The organism is Paenibacillus sp. GCM10012306, assembly GCF_042649265.1.
GTDB lineage: Bacteria > Bacillota > Bacilli > Paenibacillales > Paenibacillaceae > Paenibacillus_AQ.
Map to the genome: position 1 here is coordinate 1 of NZ_JBHRYW010000022.1, position 16864 is coordinate 16864.

The window sequence follows — 16864 nt, forward strand, 5'->3', positions numbered from 1 at the left end:
TGCTCATTTTGAAACATCTGACGAGAATTAAATTCTCATTTGTGAACTCACTTGCGTGAATTCGATACTCACTCGTTGTTCAGTTTTCAAAGATCAAGCTGTTCTCGTTGTCCGCCCAATGTCTCAGCAGCAACTCTTATACTATATCATGTCCGGCGTTTTAATGTCAAGCTCTTTTTTGAATTTCTTTTTTCGAACTTCATTTTCGAGCTCGGCATTGTTATTTCTTGGCCGGAATTAGAATATACCATGTATAGCAACTCATTGCAAGTCTTTTTTTAAATTAAATTGATTCATTAGAACAAAAGCCAAGAAGAACCCTCTTTAGAGGTCCTCTTGGCTCTTGTTGCTATACCTATTACTAAAACTGCACTTACTCCGCAGTACGGTTACGCATATGTGGGAACAACAACACATCACGAATGGATGCAGAATCGGTCAGAAGCATAATCAGACGGTCTACACCAATGCCCAGTCCACCGGTAGGCGGCATTCCGTGCTCCAACGCACGGATGAAGTCATCATCCATCTCATGCGCCTCGTCATTGCCTTGCTCCTTCTCTTGAAGCTGCGCTTCAAACCGCTGGCGCTGATCAATCGGATCATTCAGCTCGCTGAAAGCATTGGCATGCTCACGAGCAACGATGAACAACTCAAACCGATCCGTAAAGCGCGGATCGACATCATTTTTCTTCGCCAGAGGAGAAATCTCTACTGGATGCCCCATAACAAAAGTAGGCTGAATTAGCGTTTCTTCTACAAATTGCTCAAAGAACGCATTAAGGATATGTCCGAAGGTCATATGCTTCTCAACAGGCACACGGTGCTCCTTGGCCAATTGTTGAGCTTCCTCGTCAGTCATTTGCACACCAAAGTCAACACCAGTAACTTCTTTAACAGCGTCCACCATGGAGACACGGCGCCAGCCAGGGGACAGATCTACTTCTTGCCCTTGGTAGTTAACCTTCTGAGTACCAAGTACCTCTTGTGCGATATGAGCAATCAGGTTCTCCGTCAGGTTCATAATATCCTTGTAGTCCGCATATGCTTCGTACAGCTCAATCATCGTGAATTCCGGGTTGTGACGCGTAGAGATACCTTCGTTACGGTATACACGGCCAATCTCATATACTTTTTCCAAACCACCGACAATTAGGCGCTTCAGATGCAGTTCAATAGCGATCCGCATGTAAAGCTGCATGTCGAGCGTATTATGGTGAGTAATGAAAGGACGAGCAGCGGCACCACCAGCAATAGCATGAAGTGTCGGCGTTTCGACTTCAAGATATCCGAGCGAATCGAGATAACGACGCATAGATTGAATGATTTTAGAACGGGCAATGAAAGTCTGTTGAACTTCCGGGTTAATGATCAGGTCGACATAACGCTGGCGGTAGCGCAGTTCTACATCTTTCAGACCATGATATTTCTCAGGTAATGGCAACAGGGACTTCGATAAGACTTCAAGGTCCTTCACCTTAATAGAGGTCTCGCCTGTTTTAGTCTTGAACACGGTACCTTTTATACCAATAATGTCGCCGAGATCCAGAATATTGAATGCTGCATATTGAGCCTCAGGAATACTATCCTGACGAACATAGATCTGGATTTTGCCGGAAAGATCCTGAATATGAGCAAAGCTAGCTTTCCCCATCTTGCGTTTACCCATAATACGACCAGCTACACTGACTTGGACATCCTTCTCCTCAAGCTCTTCCTGTGTAAAGCTATCGTACTCTTTCAGCAGATCACCTGCATTGGCGTTACGCTCGTACTTTTTACCGAAAGGATCGATTCCCAGTCCCCGTAGCTCGTCCAATTTGGCCCGGCGGATCTGCAACAGCTCGCTAAGCTCATTCTCCTGAATCTCATCGTTGTGCAATTCTTCAGTCATGCCTTTCATCCCCTCTAAACTCATTAATGTCATATACGCAAGAAGAAACGGCGCCGCCCTTCAGCCTTGTGAGGACAGTCCCGTTCCAGCTTAGGAAACCATATGTGGTTCTATATTGCCGGTTAATGTTGAAAAAAGCTTCCCTAAGGAAGCTTTCCCAAACATGTCCCCGCGTCTGCAGCCCGGTTCAGCCAAACCAGTGTGTGCCACAGCAATGCTATGTCAGACGGCAAGCGTCCGTGCTTACTTCATTCGGATATCAAGAATTTTATATTGAATAACGCCTGCAGGTACACTTACATCCACAATAGTGCCTTGCTTCTTGCCGATGATGGCTTTGCCCACAGGGCTTTCGTTAGAAATCTTGTTATTGAGCGGATCGGATTCAGCCGTGCCGACGATTGTATATTCCATTACATCACCATACTCCATATCCTCTACACTTACGGTAACGCCAATGCTTACAACATCTGTAACGATCTCGTCGCTATTGATAATACGCGCGTTGCGAAGCATTTTCTCCAAAGTGATGATACGTCCTTCGATAAAGGCCTGCTCGTTCTTCGCGTCTTCGTACTCCGAGTTCTCGCTGATATCTCCGTAGCCAATGGCCACTTTGATCCGTTCGGCCACTTCGCGGCGTTTCACGGATTTGAGGTTCTCTAGCTCTTCTTCCAGACGCTTCAGTCCGTCCGGGGTAAGGATGACTTCTTTATCGCTCATCTCAACCGATTCTCCTGTCGTATACATTTATTGAAAACACCATAACTATATGCGAATCTGAAGGGTTAAGAACCCTCCTTGCTGCATTGATCTAACTGTAACGGCGATTTTATACTGAGAAATTATATTGGAACCGCTACAAAATGTCAATGATGGCACATATAATGTTGTGGGTATTCAAATCATGCTCGCGGAAGAGCGGTTACACTGCGGAAAGAGTCACTTCCGTGCCCGGGCCGCTGTTATCTCCCTCATATTGCAACCGATCGACAAAATCATTCAAAATCTTCACCATTTCATCGCGTTTCGTCTCTTCCATAATGACATCCTTCACCCGTGCAGCAGCCTTCAAACCCTTCAAGTACCAGGCAAGATGCTTACGCATTTCACGTACAGCTACAGCCTCACCTTTGAGAGCGATCAGACGGTCCATATGCAGAATAGCTACTTTGATCTTCTCTTCTGGTCCTGGCTCAGACATCAGCTCACCGGTACTCAAATACTGAATAGTACGATAGAGCATCCATGGATTACCTAGCGCTCCGCGGCCGATCATAACACCATCACATCCGGTTTGATCCAGCATAGCCCGGGCATCCTCCGGCGTGTTTACGTCACCGTTACCGATTACGGGAATTGACACAGCTTCTTTGGCCATTTTGATATAGTTCCAGTCTGCACGTCCAGTATAGAGCTGTTCCCGAGTGCGACCATGCACGCTAACTGCTTGACCTCCAGCCCGTTCCACGGCACGCGCATTTTCTTCGACAAAAATATGCTCGCTATCCCAGCCGATCCGCATTTTAACTGTAACCGGCTTCTCCACGACCTCTACAACCGCGGATACCATCTCGTAGATTTTATCCGGGTTCAGCAGCCAACGAGCACCTGCATCACACTTGGTTACTTTCGGAACAGGACAGCCCATGTTAATGTCGATAATATCGGCATTGGTTTCCTTGTCCACCACTTTAGCCGCTTCCACCAGTGAAGTACGGTCACCACCAACAATCTGCAGACTCAGCGGTTTCTCGCGCTCGTCTACGAACAGCATTTCACGCGTCCGCTTATTGCCGTGGATGATCGCCTTATCACTAACCATCTCCGCACACACCAGTCCCGTACCAAATTCCTTGGCAATCAGACGAAAAGCAGGGTTACATACGCCGGCCATCGGTGCCAGAACAACTTGGTTCTTCATCTCGATGCCGCCAATCTTCAACATTTCTTTCACTCCTTCCTTCTATGGAGTTACGAAGGGTCAGACAATTCTTGAACTGTGACCTCTAAAACATCAGCAATTTTATTTAAAATTTGATCTTCTAATCGTCTATTCCCACGCTCGACTGCGCCAAGCACAGCCAAGGATATTCCCGTACTATCGGCTAATTCCTGTTGAGTATAACCCTTCAGCTTACGGAATGCCCTGACCCGCCTTCCCATACGCTTGTTGTCCACAGCCGAATTCCTTCCTTTCCGTCTACATCTTGGAGCGCTTCTGTGACCCTGGCACGGAGTCCGGAGGCTTCTTGCTCTGGAACGATGTCATTCAATGGAAATAGCACAAACGCGCGCTCCAGCATACGAGGATGGGGTAGCGTTAGCTTCGGAGTATCGAGGGTCTGTCCTTCTACCCACAACAAATCGAGATCTACCGTTCTCGGACCATTAAGGATATCGCGGATACGTCCAAGTTGATTCTCAATCTCCAACATGACGTCTAGTAACATCTCCGGAGCAAGGGTAGTGCGCAGCGTAGCTGCCATATTCAAAAACTGCGGCTGATCGAGATAACCGACAGGCTCTGTCTCATACACGCCTGAACAACGAATGACTTCAATTCCATCATGACTGTCCAGCCGATGTAAGGCTTCTTTCAAGGTTCCCTCGCGGTCACCCAAATTAGCCCCTAAAGCAATATAAGCCTCTGATTCCTCAGAGGTGGAATGGTTATTCATTGGTTCGACTCTCACTTTCTAGTTCTGCGCAGCTCTACGGTCACTCCCTGAAAATGAATGTCGAACGGCGGATGCGGCTTGGTAACTTTGACCGTTACCGCATTGATAATAGTATAAGTGTCCAGTACATGCGATGCAATACATTCACCCAAAGCCTCAATCAGCTTGAAGGACTTGGTTTCGACAATATTTTTAACTAAATCATGCACTTCGGCATAATTCACTGTTTGTGTGAGATCGTCATTTAGACCTGCATTTTGTAGGTCAATATCGAACTCCAGATCAATGTAATATCGTTGACCTAACTTACGTTCTTCCTCGAAAACTCCGTGGTACCCATAGTACTCCATTCGATGTAATTTCATTTTATCCATCTGAGAGCCGCCTTTCCAAATATCAATTATTCCTGCACCACGGGTGGTGCAGCATATAGCATGGCATCGCACATCTTCACTGTACGTTTGATAAGAGACACATCATGCACCCGTACAAACTGACAACCTTGAGCTATTCCAAAAGCTACCGTAGCAGCAGTTCCCTCCAAAACATCATCAGGTGGCAGATCTAACACGGTGCGGATGAATTTTTTGCGCGAAGTACCCAGCAGCAACGGGTACCCTAGTCCGGCCAGTGTATCTAGTGACATCATTGCTTTCAGGTTCTCATCATGATCCTTTGCAAAACCGATTCCGGGATCGAGAATGATTCGTTCCGGTTTCACCCCTGCATGAATAGCGAGCTGTACAACCTCTTTTAAATCCTCAGACATATCCGTGATGAAGTTAGTGTAATTACGATCATGACGGTTATGCATCAAAATTATCGGGCAGTCTGCCTCTGCGGCTACACTCACCATCGCTGGATCAGCTTTGCCTCCCCATACATCATTAATGATGTGCGCACCTGCCAGGAGTGCCTGACGGGCCACTTCAGCCTTATAGGTATCTATCGATAAAGGCAGATGGGGCGCCGCACGATGGATGCTCTCAATAACCGGGAGGACCCGCTCCAACTCTTCTTCCAGACTAACCGGCTGATGGCCGGGGCGTGTTGACTCTCCACCAATATCGATAATGTCTGCGCCGTCAGCAGCCATCCGTAACGCATGCTCAACCGCCTTCTCCGGCTCATTCCACAGTCCGCCATCGGAGAAAGAATCCGGGGTGATATTGAGAATCCCCATGACCAGTGTCCGCTGCCCCAAAGTCAGTTCCGTATCGCCACAACGGTAGGTTCGCTTGTAAATTACAGGTTTCATTGTCTCGCCCCCGTTCTTTCCCTGTATAAATGGATCAATTGTCCAGTAATCTCGCCACAGCTTCCGTCGCCAACGATGTAACGCTCATCTTGTTCCCACAATGTAGTGACTGGGACAAGCTCCTGCACGGAGTTGGTCAGAAAGACCTCGTCCGCAGTCCTTAGGCGCTCCCATTCATATTGTCCTTCCTCAATTCTCAATCCAGCACTCGAAGCCAGTTCCAATACCATTTCCCGGGTAATGCCTGGAAGAATGCCTGTAGAGAGTGAAGGCGTATATAGCACATTATGATGAACAAAAAACACATTGCTGACTATCCCCTCAGACAGGTGCCCATCAGCCGTAAGCATCAGGCCTTCGGCCCCTTCAGTGGAAGAGGCATATTTCGAAAGCTCACGCTTGGCCAATATATTATTCATATAGTGCAAAGACTTGAAGCGCTGCGTCCCCTCCGGTGTATTCCGGCGGTGAGACAATAATTGCAGTGGCTTGCCTGCGGTATAGAGCTTATTTGACCGTTTAGGCAATTCCTTGATATACAGCAGGTGATTAGGCTGGCTGTAGTCTCCCGCGGGCAACCCCAGAATATCCTCACCAGCAGTTACTGTATAGCGAATATAGGCCTCCTGCAAACCGTTCTTGTCCATTACTCGCTTAATCCAATGCAATAGGCGCCCTTCTTCCTGTTCAAAAGGAATGCCAAGCTCCTTGCACCCCGCCGCCAACCGCTTTAAGTGACGATCCAGCAGGAAAGGGACTCCGTCATAGGTACGAAAGGTCTCGAACAACCCTATGCCGTACAAAAAGCCGTGATCCAGAACAGAAACCACGGCTTCCTTGGCGTCGAATACGCCGTCATTGATCCCTATATATTTCATGCCGATTGTCCGGCTCTCCGTTTCAGGAAATTGCGCAGCATGGTGTGACCATGATCCGTAATAATGGATTCTGGATGGAATTGGACACCTTCAATTGGATACTCTTTATGACGCAGGGCCATGATCTCGCCTTCTTCAGTCTCAGCAGTAATCTCCAGACAATCCGGCAGAGTCTCCCGCTCTACGATCAACGAGTGATAACGTGTTGCTGTGAAGGGCGATTCCAATCCTTCAAACACCGAGGTCCCGTGATGGTGAATCGGGGAGGTCTTGCCATGCATTAGACGTTCAGCACGGATGACATTGCCTCCGAAGGCTTGCCCGATCGCCTGATGACCCAGACACACTCCGAAAATCGGAATGATCCCCTTGAAATGCTGCAACACCTCCAGGCTGATCCCTGCCTCATTTGGAGTACAAGGTCCCGGGGAAATCAGAATATGGTCTGGAGCCAGCTTTTCAATCTCCTCAATGCTAATCTCGTCGTTGCGGGATACCTTCACCTCTTCGCCCAGTTCTCCTAAATACTGTACCAGGTTATACGTAAAGGAATCATAATTGTCGATGACCAAGATCATAATATTGCTCCCCCTTCGGCGCCGCCGGAAGCCTGCAATTCTTGCGTGTGTTCACTGCAAAGAACCGCCGTGACTATCGCTTTGGCTTTATTGTGACATTCCCGGTATTCACGGTACGGATCAGAGTCGATCACAATTCCCGCGCCCGTCTGAATGTATCCGATACCATTCTGCACAGCTAGTGTACGTATAATAATATTTAATTCCATATTGCCGTTATAGTCAATCCAGCCCATAGACCCAGTATATGGGCCACGCCGGACCGGCTCTAACTCCTCGATGATCTCCATGGTGCGCACCTTGGGGGCGCCAGTGATCGTACCACCCGGGAAGAGGGCGGCGATGACATCATAGGCATCCTTGCCTGGAGCGATCGTACCTTCCACCTGCGAGACCAGGTGCATGACATGGGAGTAACGCTCCACAGTCATCAGCTCGGGCACATGGACCGAGCCGTAGGCAGCGACACGCCCGATGTCGTTGCGTTCCAGATCGACGAGCATGATGTGCTCGGCGCGTTCTTTCTCGCTCCCGCGCAGCTCCGCCTCCATGGCGGTATCTTCAGCGGGAGTCAGCCCACGCCGCCGGGTGCCGGCGATGGGGCGTGCGCTAACGTTGTCCCCATGCAGCTTGACAAGCAACTCCGGCGAAGCGCTGGATAGCGCGAAGCCAGGCGAGCGCAGCAGCCCCATGTATGGGGACGGGTTAAGTCTGCGCAGCCACTCGTAGACATCCTCTGGCTGCGATTTCAGCGCTGCTTCCTGACGCAGCGACAGGTTCACCTGGAATACATCGCCCTTGCGGATGTATTCCTGAACGTCCAGCACAGCCTGCTGAAACTGCTCATTGGTAAAGGCCGAAGACATGCCCGGCCATTCTCCGGTGGCACCGGCATAGATTTTGGCTACTTCGGCGCTGTTATCGATTAATCCCACTGCCGATGTGATCATTGCCCACTGAGCCAGCATTACCTCCACACGGCCTAGCGCAGCATTATATAGCCGCTCCAATTCTTCTGACGGGGCCGAATCCTTCTTTGCCAGCGGCACATGCACTGCACAATAGAGCATGTCCGTTTCATGGTCATAAATCCATACTTCTTCCATTCTCATGAAGAGGTAATCGGGGAACCCGGGATCGTCTTCTGCCAAGGACGGCAGACGTTCCAGCGAACGAACGACATCATAGCCCAGAAACCCGAGGCAGCCGCCTAAAAACGGTGGAATCTCCTCAAGAGGCAGGCGCGGGGAGGTGTAGCCTGACATCCAGGACTGCAGCACCTCCAGTGGCTGACCTTCCAGAGAGCCTGCCGCTGGTCGCGCCGAGCCATCCGATCCGGAATCGGCATTCCCAGCCAAAGGGTCGATCACTTCGGCGGAATCGCCTTTTCCTTTCAGTACGGAAGCAGGCTTGAGACCGAGATAGGTGTACCTGCCACCTTTACCGCTTTCCAGCAGGACAGAATATGGAGATGCCAATTCCCATGCAGCCTTCCAAGAGGCAGGCAAACCACCGGACTGTTGTTGTGATTGTATAAGTAATGGCAGGGTGCTCCAGCCTTCATTCGCCCACTGCTCCCACCACTGCCGTGTCGTTAAGATCTCCAAAGCCATCCTCCTAAAAGTTTTGTGAAGCTTCGCTTCTTTGATTTCACTACGCAACAAAACTTGCTTCGTAAGCATCTACTTAAGTTTTGTGAAGCTTTACTTTACTGAAATTTCTACGTAACAAAACTTACTTCGTAAGCATCCTCTTAGTTTTGTGAAGCTTCGCTTCTTTGATTTCACTACGTAACAAAACTCGCTTCGTAAGCATCTACTTAAGTTTTGTGAGCATTACTCCATTGAACTTTCTACGTAACAAAACTTACTTCGTAAGCATCTACTTAAGTTTTGTGAGCATTACTTCTTATAATCATTATTAATTATCGGTATATTGCCTGTCAGTATACTGTACATTCGGCCCTTTTGAAAAGACCACACAGCAAAATAACTCTACCAAATGCATGCTATATACGAGAAATTAATTAGTGCGTGGCATAAATGACCAGATAATAATCGTATTAAAACGTTAAAAAGCCTTCGCCACCACCAAATGGTGGGACGAAGGCTCTGAAGCGTCCGCACAGACGCAGCTAATTAAACTTCGAAGTTATAGAGCGGTGTGCTCAGGTAACGTTCGCCGTTACTTGGGATCACAGCAACTACTTTTTTACCAGGACCCAGTTCTTTAGCGACCTTGATCGCAGCAAATACCGCTGCACCGGAAGAAATACCGGACAGAATGCCTTCTTCCTTCGCTACACGACGTGCAGTTTCGAAGGCTTCTTCATTCTCAACATGAATGATTTCATCATATACATCCTGGTTGAGGATTTCAGGAATGAAGTTCGCACCGATCCCTTGGATCTTGTGTGGACCTGGTTTGCCGCCAGCCAGAATAGGGGAAGCTGCAGGTTCTACCGCGTAAACTTTCACACCTGGATATTGGCTCTTCAGAACTTCGCCAGCACCAGTGATGGTACCGCCAGTTCCAATCCCTGCAACAAATGCATCCAGCGGTCCACCGATAGACTCGATCGCTTCCACGATCTCAGGTCCTGTAGTTTCACGGTGAATCTTCACATTTGCTTTGTTCTTGAATTGCTCAGCAATAAAATAGCTTGGGTTCTCAGCCAGAATCTCTTCTGCCTTCTTAACCGCACCATTCATACCTTCTGCTCCCGGAGTCAGCACCAGTTCCGCTCCGTAAGCACGCAGCAGGTTCCGACGCTCCAAGCTCATGGTTTCAGGCATCACAATAACAACCTTGTACCCTTTGGCAGCAGCCACAAGAGCCAGACCGATACCAGTGTTACCGCTGGTCGCCTCCACAATGGTGTCACCCGGTTTCAGACGGCCTTCCTTCTCAGCCTCTTCCACAATGCTGATTGCAATGCGGTCCTTTACACTAGAGCCCGGGTTCTGATATTCCAGCTTCACATAGATCTCAGCTGCTCCTTCTGGTACAATGCGGTTCAGACGAACTAGTGGAGTTCCTCCGATAAGTTCTGTAACATTGTTGACGACTTTAGCCATGAGCAAAAACCTCCTTGGAATGTAAATGAATATTAGTACAATGAATTATTTCCGACTAAATCAGTAGGTTTTCAATAATCTCATATTATCAATGTTCCAGACTATTGTCAATATTTATTAAAGTTTCATATTTGATGCGCAGATCGCTTTCCACCTGCTGTAGGGGTGGCGCCTGCTCTAAAGCCAGTTCCTGACGAACTTGTGACCGTATCTCTTCTGTATCGGGTACCGGGCGTTCAATTTTATGTTCCAACCGGATTACAGCATACCCCGCATCCGTCTGAAGCGGACCGGCAATGTCCCCGATATCCAGTCCTGCCGCTGTACTCAGCAGTTCCTTCGGCCAGAAAGGATCATCTTCCTCTACGGTTCCCAGATTTCCGCCTCGCGAGCGGCTCTCTTCGTTAATAGACAAATCCTTCGCCAAAACGGCGAAGTCATCACCCTTCTCCAAACGGTCCATGACCCGCTGTGCCTTCTTATAGGTCGACACTTCAATCATAGAGAGTTGCATTTCCTTCTTGGGACGATAGCGATCTTCGTTCTGTTCCAGATAACTGTCAACGTCGGAATCCTTAATGGATATTCCAACGGTGGCTACGGCCTGAAGCGTCAGCCGGTACACTGTCTCTTCAAGCACCTCATTCCGAGATAGTCCCAGCTCAGATTGCATTTGAGCATAGTACTGTTCTTCAGATGGATAACCGGCTATGATGCGCTCCAGTTCCCGCTTAACTTCCGTATCGGTCACCCGGATTCCCAGGGTCTGCGCTTCTTTGCCGACAACGATGTGATTAATCATTTCCAATAACACTTCGTCGCCGTGTTTCTTTTTTAACTCAGCAATCCATTGCTGTTCGGTGATCTCTTGTCCACCCGCCGCAGCAACATCTGGCGATTCCGAATCCGCTTCGTTTCCCTCAAGAACGGCCATGGCACGCAGACTCCAGATTAGCAGCCCTCCGCATACCAAGGTCGCAGCAGCTAATAGAACAACGGCATTGCGCAAAGCGCGTTCCTGTCTTGTCATTATCTGCCGGCCCTACGATGTCGCTTGATCCAGGATCGCCTGCATTTCTTCTTTGTTAAATTGATAAGCTTCGTTACAGAAATGGCATACTACTTCAGCCTGCTCATCCTCTTCAATCAGACGCTCCAGTTCATGCTGTCCCAGACTGATCAGGGTCTGCTCCACCCGTTCACGTGAACACTGGCAGGCAAAATGAATATCCAGTTCATCCAGCACCACAGCATCAGGCAAAAGCCAACGCATCATTTCCTCTGGTTCCAAACCCTGTTCCAGCAGGGAGGTAACGGAAGGTGTAGCCCCTAGCTTTTGCTCAATCTCCGTGATTTCGGCATCCGTAAGACCTGGAAGCAGTTGAATGATGAAACCTCCGGCCACAATGACTGAGTTATCCGTATCTACTAATACGCCCAAGCCTACAGCCGCTGGTGTTTGCTCGGAAACCGCGAAGTAATAAGTAAAGTCATCACCAAGTTCTCCGGAGATAATCGGCACACTGCCAACGTATGGCTCTTTCAATCCCAAATCTTTGATGACCTCAATGAATCCTTCAGTGCCGACAGCACCCGCCACATCGAGTTTGCCTAAACTGTTGCTCGGCAGATGGACGTGAGGATTGTGCACATATCCTCGAACTTCTCCCAGTGCGTTGGACTCTGCCAATACCCGACCGATTGGCCCATTACCTTTAACATTGATATTAAGTCTCTCCTGGCCCTTGAGCATGGCTCCCATCATGGCCGCAGCAGTAACGGTGCGCCCCAGAGCGGCTGTAGCCACCGGAAATGTATCATGTCTACGTCGCAGCTCTTCGACCAATTCTGTCGTACGGACCGCAAATGCTCTTACTTTCCCGTTAAAAGCCGTTCCCCGGACAAGCCGATCCTTTTTATTTTCCATTGGGTGCATACTCCTCCTATCATTTATTCTGACTATATAAACAAACTTTAGATTCGAACGTAAGGCTCAGTCGTCACTACGGTGAATGTTTGGACTTCCGGTCGCTGTTGTCCCCAGATTTCCTCGATTAAACCGCTTCTAGCGGTTGAAATCTGGCGACAAAGGCGAGCGCTACGCTCCTACAGTTCCAAACTTCCCCTTCGTTCCTTCTCGCTTTTGTTGCTTTCTTTTGTTCGTCTATATAGCCTCTCTGGGCAATCTTATTTATTACGTTCGTAAACAATACGCAGGCCTTCAAGCGTGAGCAACGGATTAATCTCGTCGATGCACTCCGTCTCTCCAGCGATAAGCGGGGCCAGCCCACCCGTTGCAATGACCTTTAATTCCGGCGCATTCATTTCGATTTTGATACGTTTTACAATCCCTTCAACCTGACCCGCATAACCAAAAATGATTCCGGCCTGCATGGCATGAACCGTATTGCGTCCAATCACTTTTTTCGGCTTCTCCAGTTCGATGCGCGGCAGCTTGGAAGCTCGCTGATACAGCGCTTCAGTAGAGATGCCAAGGCCAGGGACAATGGCTCCGCCAAGATAATTGGCATCTCCATCGATGCAATCAAATGTGGTCGCAGTCCCGAAATCGACAACCACGAGCGGACATTTGTATTGTTCAATAGCTGCAACAGCATTCACAATCCGGTCTGCGCCTACTTCACGGGGGTTCTCATACCGTAGATTAAGTCCTGTCTTAATTCCCGGTCCCACCAGCAGGGGGTCTTTACCGATATATTTTACACACATATCAACGATTGTCTGAACCAGCGGAGGCACTACAGAGGATATAATGACGCCCTCTACATCCTTGACCGAGATATTCGACATTTGAAACAAATTGTGTATCAGTACACCATATTCGTCCACCGTTGATTGACGAGCAGTGCTCAGCCGAAAGTGATGCAGTAGCTCGCGCTTTTTATATATACCGAGAACAATATTAGTATTACCGATATCAACTGCCAGCATCATGAGACAGGACCCTCCTTCTTGGCGTTAAGGTCCAGGCTGATATCCAGCGAGGAAAAAGAGTACGTTAAGCGACCAACCGAAATTACGTCAACACCCGTCTCGGCCATTGCCCGTACTGTCTCTAGTGACACATTGCCGGAGGCTTCAGTTCTCACATGCGGTGCTTTCGCTTTAATTCTGGCTACGGCTTCCTTCATCATGTCTGTAGACATGTTATCCAGCATAATGATATCGGCGCCAGCCGCCAGTGCTTCTTCCACCTGCTCCAGGTTCTCTGTCTCGACCTCGATGGTCATCGTATGCGGAATATTATTTCTTGCACGACTGACTGCCTGCCGGATTCCGCCAGCACCTTTAATATGGTTGTCTTTAATCATCACCGCATCATACAACCCAAAACGGTGGTTCGCTCCTCCGCCTACACGGACTGCGTATTTCTCCAGCATCCGGTGGCCCGGAGTGGTCTTACGAGTATCGACAAGGCGGGTTGGCAGGCCTTCAAGCTCCTGTACAAAAGAAGACGTGCGTGTAGCCACTCCCGATAACCGCTGCATCAAGTTAAGCGCGAGTCGTTCACCGGTCAGGATAGCGTGTGTGCTACCCTCTACCTCGGCGATTACAGCGCCCTTCTCTAGCCTTTGACCCTCCTGAACATGGGTAGTAAACGTCAGTGACGGGTCTACGACCTCGAATACCAGTTCCGCCACAGGCAAGCCACAAATGATGCCGCTCTCCTTGGCATGTATTATACCCTTCGATTCATGACCGACAGGAATTGTAGTCTGAGTAGTAATATCACCCGAACCCACATCTTCACGCAGCCATGACTTGATGGACTGTACCAGTTCTTCATTATATCCGTTAAACATCATCGCTTAATTCCTCCACTATTCCCAGCTCACGAGTCTGGAGCAGGTGTTTGCGCCACTCCTCATCATTACGCTGCGGATAATCCTCACGGTAATGCGCTCCGCGGCTTTCCTGCCGGGCAAGCGCCGACTCCGTGATCAGCAAGCAGCAGGTCAGCATGTTGGCGAACTCGTATTCCTCACGCTTAGATAGTGATGCCCCAAAGATCGGCACCTGCCGCTTCAGCTCTTCCAACCCCTTAGATAGCATCTCCTCATTACGCCGCAGCCCGACATAGCGAACCATCACCTTCTGCAGCTTCAAACGACGTTCCACGATAGCCTGAGTAGATGCTTCTGTACGCCCTTCCTGGATACTAACGGCATTCACATCACGCCCCAAAGGTGGCAGCTCGTGAATCCTGTCAATAATCCGCTGGCCGAATACAACTGCTTCGGACAAAGAATTGCTCGCCAGGCGATTCGCTCCATGCACACCTGTAGAGGACACTTCACCACAGGCAAACAGGCGGGAAATATTACTTTCCCCGTTCAGATCGGTCTTAATGCCCCCCATCATATAATGCGCAGCCGGAGCCACCGGAATCCAATCTGAGGTAATATCCAGTCCGTAGCTCATGCAAGTCTCATATATGGTCGGAAAACGATGCTTCACCTTCTCTGGCGATTCATGGGTAATATCCAAATAGACAAAAGTCGATTTAGTTAACTCCATCTCACTTACAATCGCCCGGGCAACAATATCGCGTGGTGCCAGCTCTAGCAATTCATGATACCGTTCCATGAAACGCTCACCGTTGATATTACGCAGTACCGCACCTTCCCCACGCACCGCTTCAGAGATCAGGAAGCGAGGAGCACCTGGATAACTAAGCGCTGTAGGATGAAACTGGATGAATTCCATATCTCGAATGTGCGCGCCTGCCCGATATGCAATCGCTACACCGTCACCGGTAGCAACCTCAGGGTTGGTCGTATAACGGAATAACTGGCCGCCCCCGCCGGAACACAGTATTGTTGCGTCTCCCTGCAGAAATAACTTTCCGCCATCTGGCTGCTGCAACAGTACGCCAACACATTCTCCGCCCTCAGTAATGAGATCTATGACATAATGATCATCCCATACCTCAATATTGTTATGCTCCGCCACTTGCTGGCCCAAAGCCCTTACAATCTCATAACCAGTAGCATCGCCGTTGGCATGAAGAATGCGACGGTGGCTGTGCGCCCCTTCCTGGGTCAGCGCCAGAACACCATCTTCCTTATCGAATAATGTACCCAGTCGAATCAACTCATGCACACCCTCTGGCCCCTCATTGACGAGGGCATCCACAGCAGCAGAAGAGCAGAGGCCTACTCCCGCCATTAGCGTGTCTTGGCGATGGTAGGCCGGGGAATCATCTTCTGAAATAACTGCAGCAATCCCCCCCTGTGCATAGCGGGTATTACTCTCCATCAGCGATTTCTTAGTAATCACAATGACACGCCGGTCTTCACCGGCTTTAATTGCTGTGAATAATCCGGCAATCCCGGAGCCTATGACGATGCAATCCGTTTTTACAGTCGGAATATCCCGGAGATCAAAATCAACCAAATATTGTGGAATCATGACCGCTCACCTGTTTCAACGAAAGAGTAGCGCATGCTACTTGACTAGTAGCATGCGCTCTAAGGAAGTTCTGGCTTTGTCGGCGATAGCGGGTGGAACGTAAATTTGCGGTTTCATCGTTTCCAGGGCCTTCACCAATTTTTTGAGATTATTCACCTTCATATTAGGGCACACGAGAAATTTTGTGGCAAAATGGAACTCTTTATCCGGGCTATCCTTGCGAAGCTGATATCCGGTACCATCTTCAGTGCCGACAATAAACTGCTTGCGATCCGACTTGCGGCAGTATTCCAGAATCGAGGTGGTGCTACCGACATAATCCCCCATGGCTACAACTTCAGGGCGACATTCCGGGTGGACCACGAACTCCGCATCAGGGTACTTGGCTTTCATCTCCACTACATCCTTGACGGTCAACATGTCGTGGGTGTTGCAGTAGCCTTCCCAAATGATCAGCTTCTTGCCGGTTTGGTCTTGAACATATTGTCCGAGGTTCTTATCCGGTACCCAAATAATTTCTTCGGCGTCCAGCGATTCAATAACCTTCACCGCATTCGCGGAGGTACAGCAAATATCCGTCTCTGCCTTAATTTCAGCCGACGAATTGATATAAGTAACGACTTTAGCATTCGGGTGTTGTGCCTTTAGCTTGCGAAGGCCTTCCACATTGACCATATCAGCCATGGGGCAACCGGCGCGTTCGTCAGGAATGATTACTGTCTTGTTAGGCGCCAAAATTTTGGCACTTTCCCCCATGAAATGCACACCACAGAACACGATCACTTCTGCATCAGTCTCCGCTGCCTTTTGAGCTAGCAAAAACGAGTCACCCCGGAAATCAGCAACCTCCTGAATTTCATCCCGTTGATAGTAATGAGCCAAAATGATTGCGTTTCGTTCTTTCTTAAGCTGTTCGAGACGTATACGAAGTTCACGATTCTGTTCCTGCTTGCGCTCCAGCGCCAGAGCTTCCACGGTCTGTTCTCCCCCTTATGTCTTCGCGGCTTGAGGCCGGCGCGTTCATGTCAAATTGGACCCTATAAAAAGTAAGTAATATTAATCACT

General features: G+C 49.1%; 17 protein-coding genes. All 17 read right to left on the minus strand.

Annotated elements, in window-relative coordinates; genetic code table 11:
- Positions 1–373 precede the first annotated feature (373 nt).
- Positions 374–1894, minus strand: a complete 1521-nt coding sequence (gene lysS / locus ACFORK_RS28040; protein ID WP_379205372.1) for a lysine--tRNA ligase — start codon at positions 1892–1894, stop codon at positions 374–376.
- 243 nt (positions 1895–2137) lie between these two features.
- Positions 2138–2617, minus strand: coding sequence for a transcription elongation factor GreA (greA, locus tag ACFORK_RS28045; RefSeq protein ID WP_175370191.1), 480 nt, complete (start codon positions 2615–2617; stop codon positions 2138–2140).
- Positions 2618–2819: 202 nt separating this feature from the next.
- Positions 2820–3842, minus strand: a complete 1023-nt coding sequence (dusB, locus tag ACFORK_RS28050) for a tRNA dihydrouridine synthase DusB (protein WP_379205375.1) — start codon at positions 3840–3842, stop codon at positions 2820–2822.
- Between the two features lie 26 nt (positions 3843–3868).
- Positions 3869–4075: a helix-turn-helix domain-containing protein gene (locus ACFORK_RS28055; RefSeq protein WP_379205377.1), complete on the minus strand. Its 207-nt coding sequence runs from the start codon at positions 4073–4075 to the stop codon at positions 3869–3871.
- Positions 4027–4575: a 2-amino-4-hydroxy-6-hydroxymethyldihydropteridine diphosphokinase gene (folK, locus tag ACFORK_RS28060; RefSeq protein ID WP_379205431.1), complete on the minus strand. Its 549-nt coding sequence runs from the start codon at positions 4573–4575 to the stop codon at positions 4027–4029. The genes ACFORK_RS28055 and folK overlap by 49 nt, the downstream gene beginning before the upstream one ends.
- Positions 4576–4586: 11 nt before the next feature.
- Complete coding sequence (gene folB, locus ACFORK_RS28065) at positions 4587–4949, minus strand: dihydroneopterin aldolase (RefSeq protein WP_379205380.1); 363 nt, start codon at positions 4947–4949, stop codon at positions 4587–4589.
- Between the two features lie 26 nt (positions 4950–4975).
- The gene (gene folP / locus ACFORK_RS28070; protein ID WP_379205382.1) at positions 4976–5833 is read right to left on the minus strand and encodes a dihydropteroate synthase; all 858 of its coding nucleotides are present in this window, start codon (positions 5831–5833) and stop codon (positions 4976–4978) included.
- Positions 5830–6711 (minus strand): aminodeoxychorismate lyase, encoded by an 882-nt coding sequence (gene pabC / locus ACFORK_RS28075; protein WP_379205384.1) that lies wholly within the window; start codon positions 6709–6711, stop codon positions 5830–5832. The genes folP and pabC overlap by 4 nt, the downstream gene beginning before the upstream one ends.
- Complete coding sequence (gene pabA, locus ACFORK_RS28080) at positions 6708–7289, minus strand: aminodeoxychorismate/anthranilate synthase component II (RefSeq protein ID WP_379205386.1); 582 nt, start codon at positions 7287–7289, stop codon at positions 6708–6710. Before pabA ends, pabC begins: the two co-directional genes overlap by 4 nt.
- Entirely contained in the window at positions 7286–8902 is a 1617-nt protein-coding gene (locus ACFORK_RS28085; protein WP_379205388.1) for an anthranilate synthase component I family protein, read from the minus strand. The genes pabA and ACFORK_RS28085 overlap by 4 nt, the downstream gene beginning before the upstream one ends.
- Before the next feature lie 525 nt (positions 8903–9427).
- Positions 9428–10366 carry a cysteine synthase A gene (gene cysK / locus ACFORK_RS28090; RefSeq protein ID WP_379205389.1) on the minus strand — a complete coding sequence of 313 codons (939 nt, stop codon included), beginning with the start codon at positions 10364–10366 and terminating at the stop codon, positions 9428–9430.
- Positions 10367–10454: 88 nt separating this feature from the next.
- Positions 10455–11396, minus strand: coding sequence for a peptidylprolyl isomerase (locus ACFORK_RS28095; protein WP_379205390.1), 942 nt, complete (start codon positions 11394–11396; stop codon positions 10455–10457).
- A 12-nt stretch (positions 11397–11408) separates the two neighbouring features.
- The gene (hslO, locus tag ACFORK_RS28100) at positions 11409–12293 is read right to left on the minus strand and encodes an Hsp33 family molecular chaperone HslO (protein ID WP_379205391.1); all 885 of its coding nucleotides are present in this window, start codon (positions 12291–12293) and stop codon (positions 11409–11411) included.
- 260 nt (positions 12294–12553) lie between these two features.
- Positions 12554–13321 carry a type III pantothenate kinase gene (locus ACFORK_RS28105; protein WP_379205392.1) on the minus strand — a complete coding sequence of 256 codons (768 nt, stop codon included), beginning with the start codon at positions 13319–13321 and terminating at the stop codon, positions 12554–12556.
- Positions 13318–14193, minus strand: a complete 876-nt coding sequence (gene nadC, locus ACFORK_RS28110; protein ID WP_379205393.1) for a carboxylating nicotinate-nucleotide diphosphorylase — start codon at positions 14191–14193, stop codon at positions 13318–13320. Before nadC ends, ACFORK_RS28105 begins: the two co-directional genes overlap by 4 nt.
- A complete protein-coding gene (nadB, locus tag ACFORK_RS28115; protein WP_379205394.1) occupies positions 14183–15799 on the minus strand; it encodes an L-aspartate oxidase in 1617 nt (538 codons plus the stop codon). The genes nadC and nadB overlap by 11 nt, the downstream gene beginning before the upstream one ends.
- 36 nt (positions 15800–15835) lie before the next feature.
- On the minus strand, positions 15836–16774 hold the full coding sequence (gene nadA, locus ACFORK_RS28120) for a quinolinate synthase NadA (protein WP_379205395.1): 939 nt from the start codon (positions 16772–16774) through the stop codon (positions 15836–15838).
- Positions 16775–16864: the final 90 nt, after the last annotated feature.

Excerpts from the sequence above, each read along its gene's own strand:
- lysS (WP_379205372.1), bottom strand. The coding sequence starts at position 1,894 with ATGACTGAAGAATTGCACAACGATGAGATTCAGGAGAATGAGCTTAGC.
- greA (WP_175370191.1), bottom strand. The coding sequence starts at position 2,617 with ATGAGCGATAAAGAAGTCATCCTTACCCCGGACGGACTGAAGCGTCTG.
- dusB (WP_379205375.1), bottom strand. The coding sequence starts at position 3,842 with ATGTTGAAGATTGGCGGCATCGAGATGAAGAACCAAGTTGTTCTGGCA.
- folK (WP_379205431.1), bottom strand. The coding sequence starts at position 4,575 with ATGAATAACCATTCCACCTCTGAGGAATCAGAGGCTTATATTGCTTTA.
- folB (WP_379205380.1), bottom strand. The coding sequence starts at position 4,949 with ATGGATAAAATGAAATTACATCGAATGGAGTACTATGGGTACCACGGA.
- folP (WP_379205382.1), bottom strand. The coding sequence starts at position 5,833 with ATGAAACCTGTAATTTACAAGCGAACCTACCGTTGTGGCGATACGGAA.
- pabC (WP_379205384.1), bottom strand. The coding sequence starts at position 6,711 with ATGAAATATATAGGGATCAATGACGGCGTATTCGACGCCAAGGAAGCC.
- pabA (WP_379205386.1), bottom strand. The coding sequence starts at position 7,289 with ATGATCTTGGTCATCGACAATTATGATTCCTTTACGTATAACCTGGTA.
- ACFORK_RS28085 (WP_379205388.1), bottom strand. The coding sequence starts at position 8,902 with ATGGCTTTGGAGATCTTAACGACACGGCAGTGGTGGGAGCAGTGGGCG.
- cysK (WP_379205389.1), bottom strand. The coding sequence starts at position 10,366 with ATGGCTAAAGTCGTCAACAATGTTACAGAACTTATCGGAGGAACTCCA.
- ACFORK_RS28095 (WP_379205390.1), bottom strand. The coding sequence starts at position 11,396 with ATGACAAGACAGGAACGCGCTTTGCGCAATGCCGTTGTTCTATTAGCT.
- hslO (WP_379205391.1), bottom strand. The coding sequence starts at position 12,293 with ATGGAAAATAAAAAGGATCGGCTTGTCCGGGGAACGGCTTTTAACGGG.
- ACFORK_RS28105 (WP_379205392.1), bottom strand. The coding sequence starts at position 13,321 with ATGATGCTGGCAGTTGATATCGGTAATACTAATATTGTTCTCGGTATA.
- nadC (WP_379205393.1), bottom strand. The coding sequence starts at position 14,193 with ATGATGTTTAACGGATATAATGAAGAACTGGTACAGTCCATCAAGTCA.
- nadB (WP_379205394.1), bottom strand. The coding sequence starts at position 15,799 with ATGATTCCACAATATTTGGTTGATTTTGATCTCCGGGATATTCCGACT.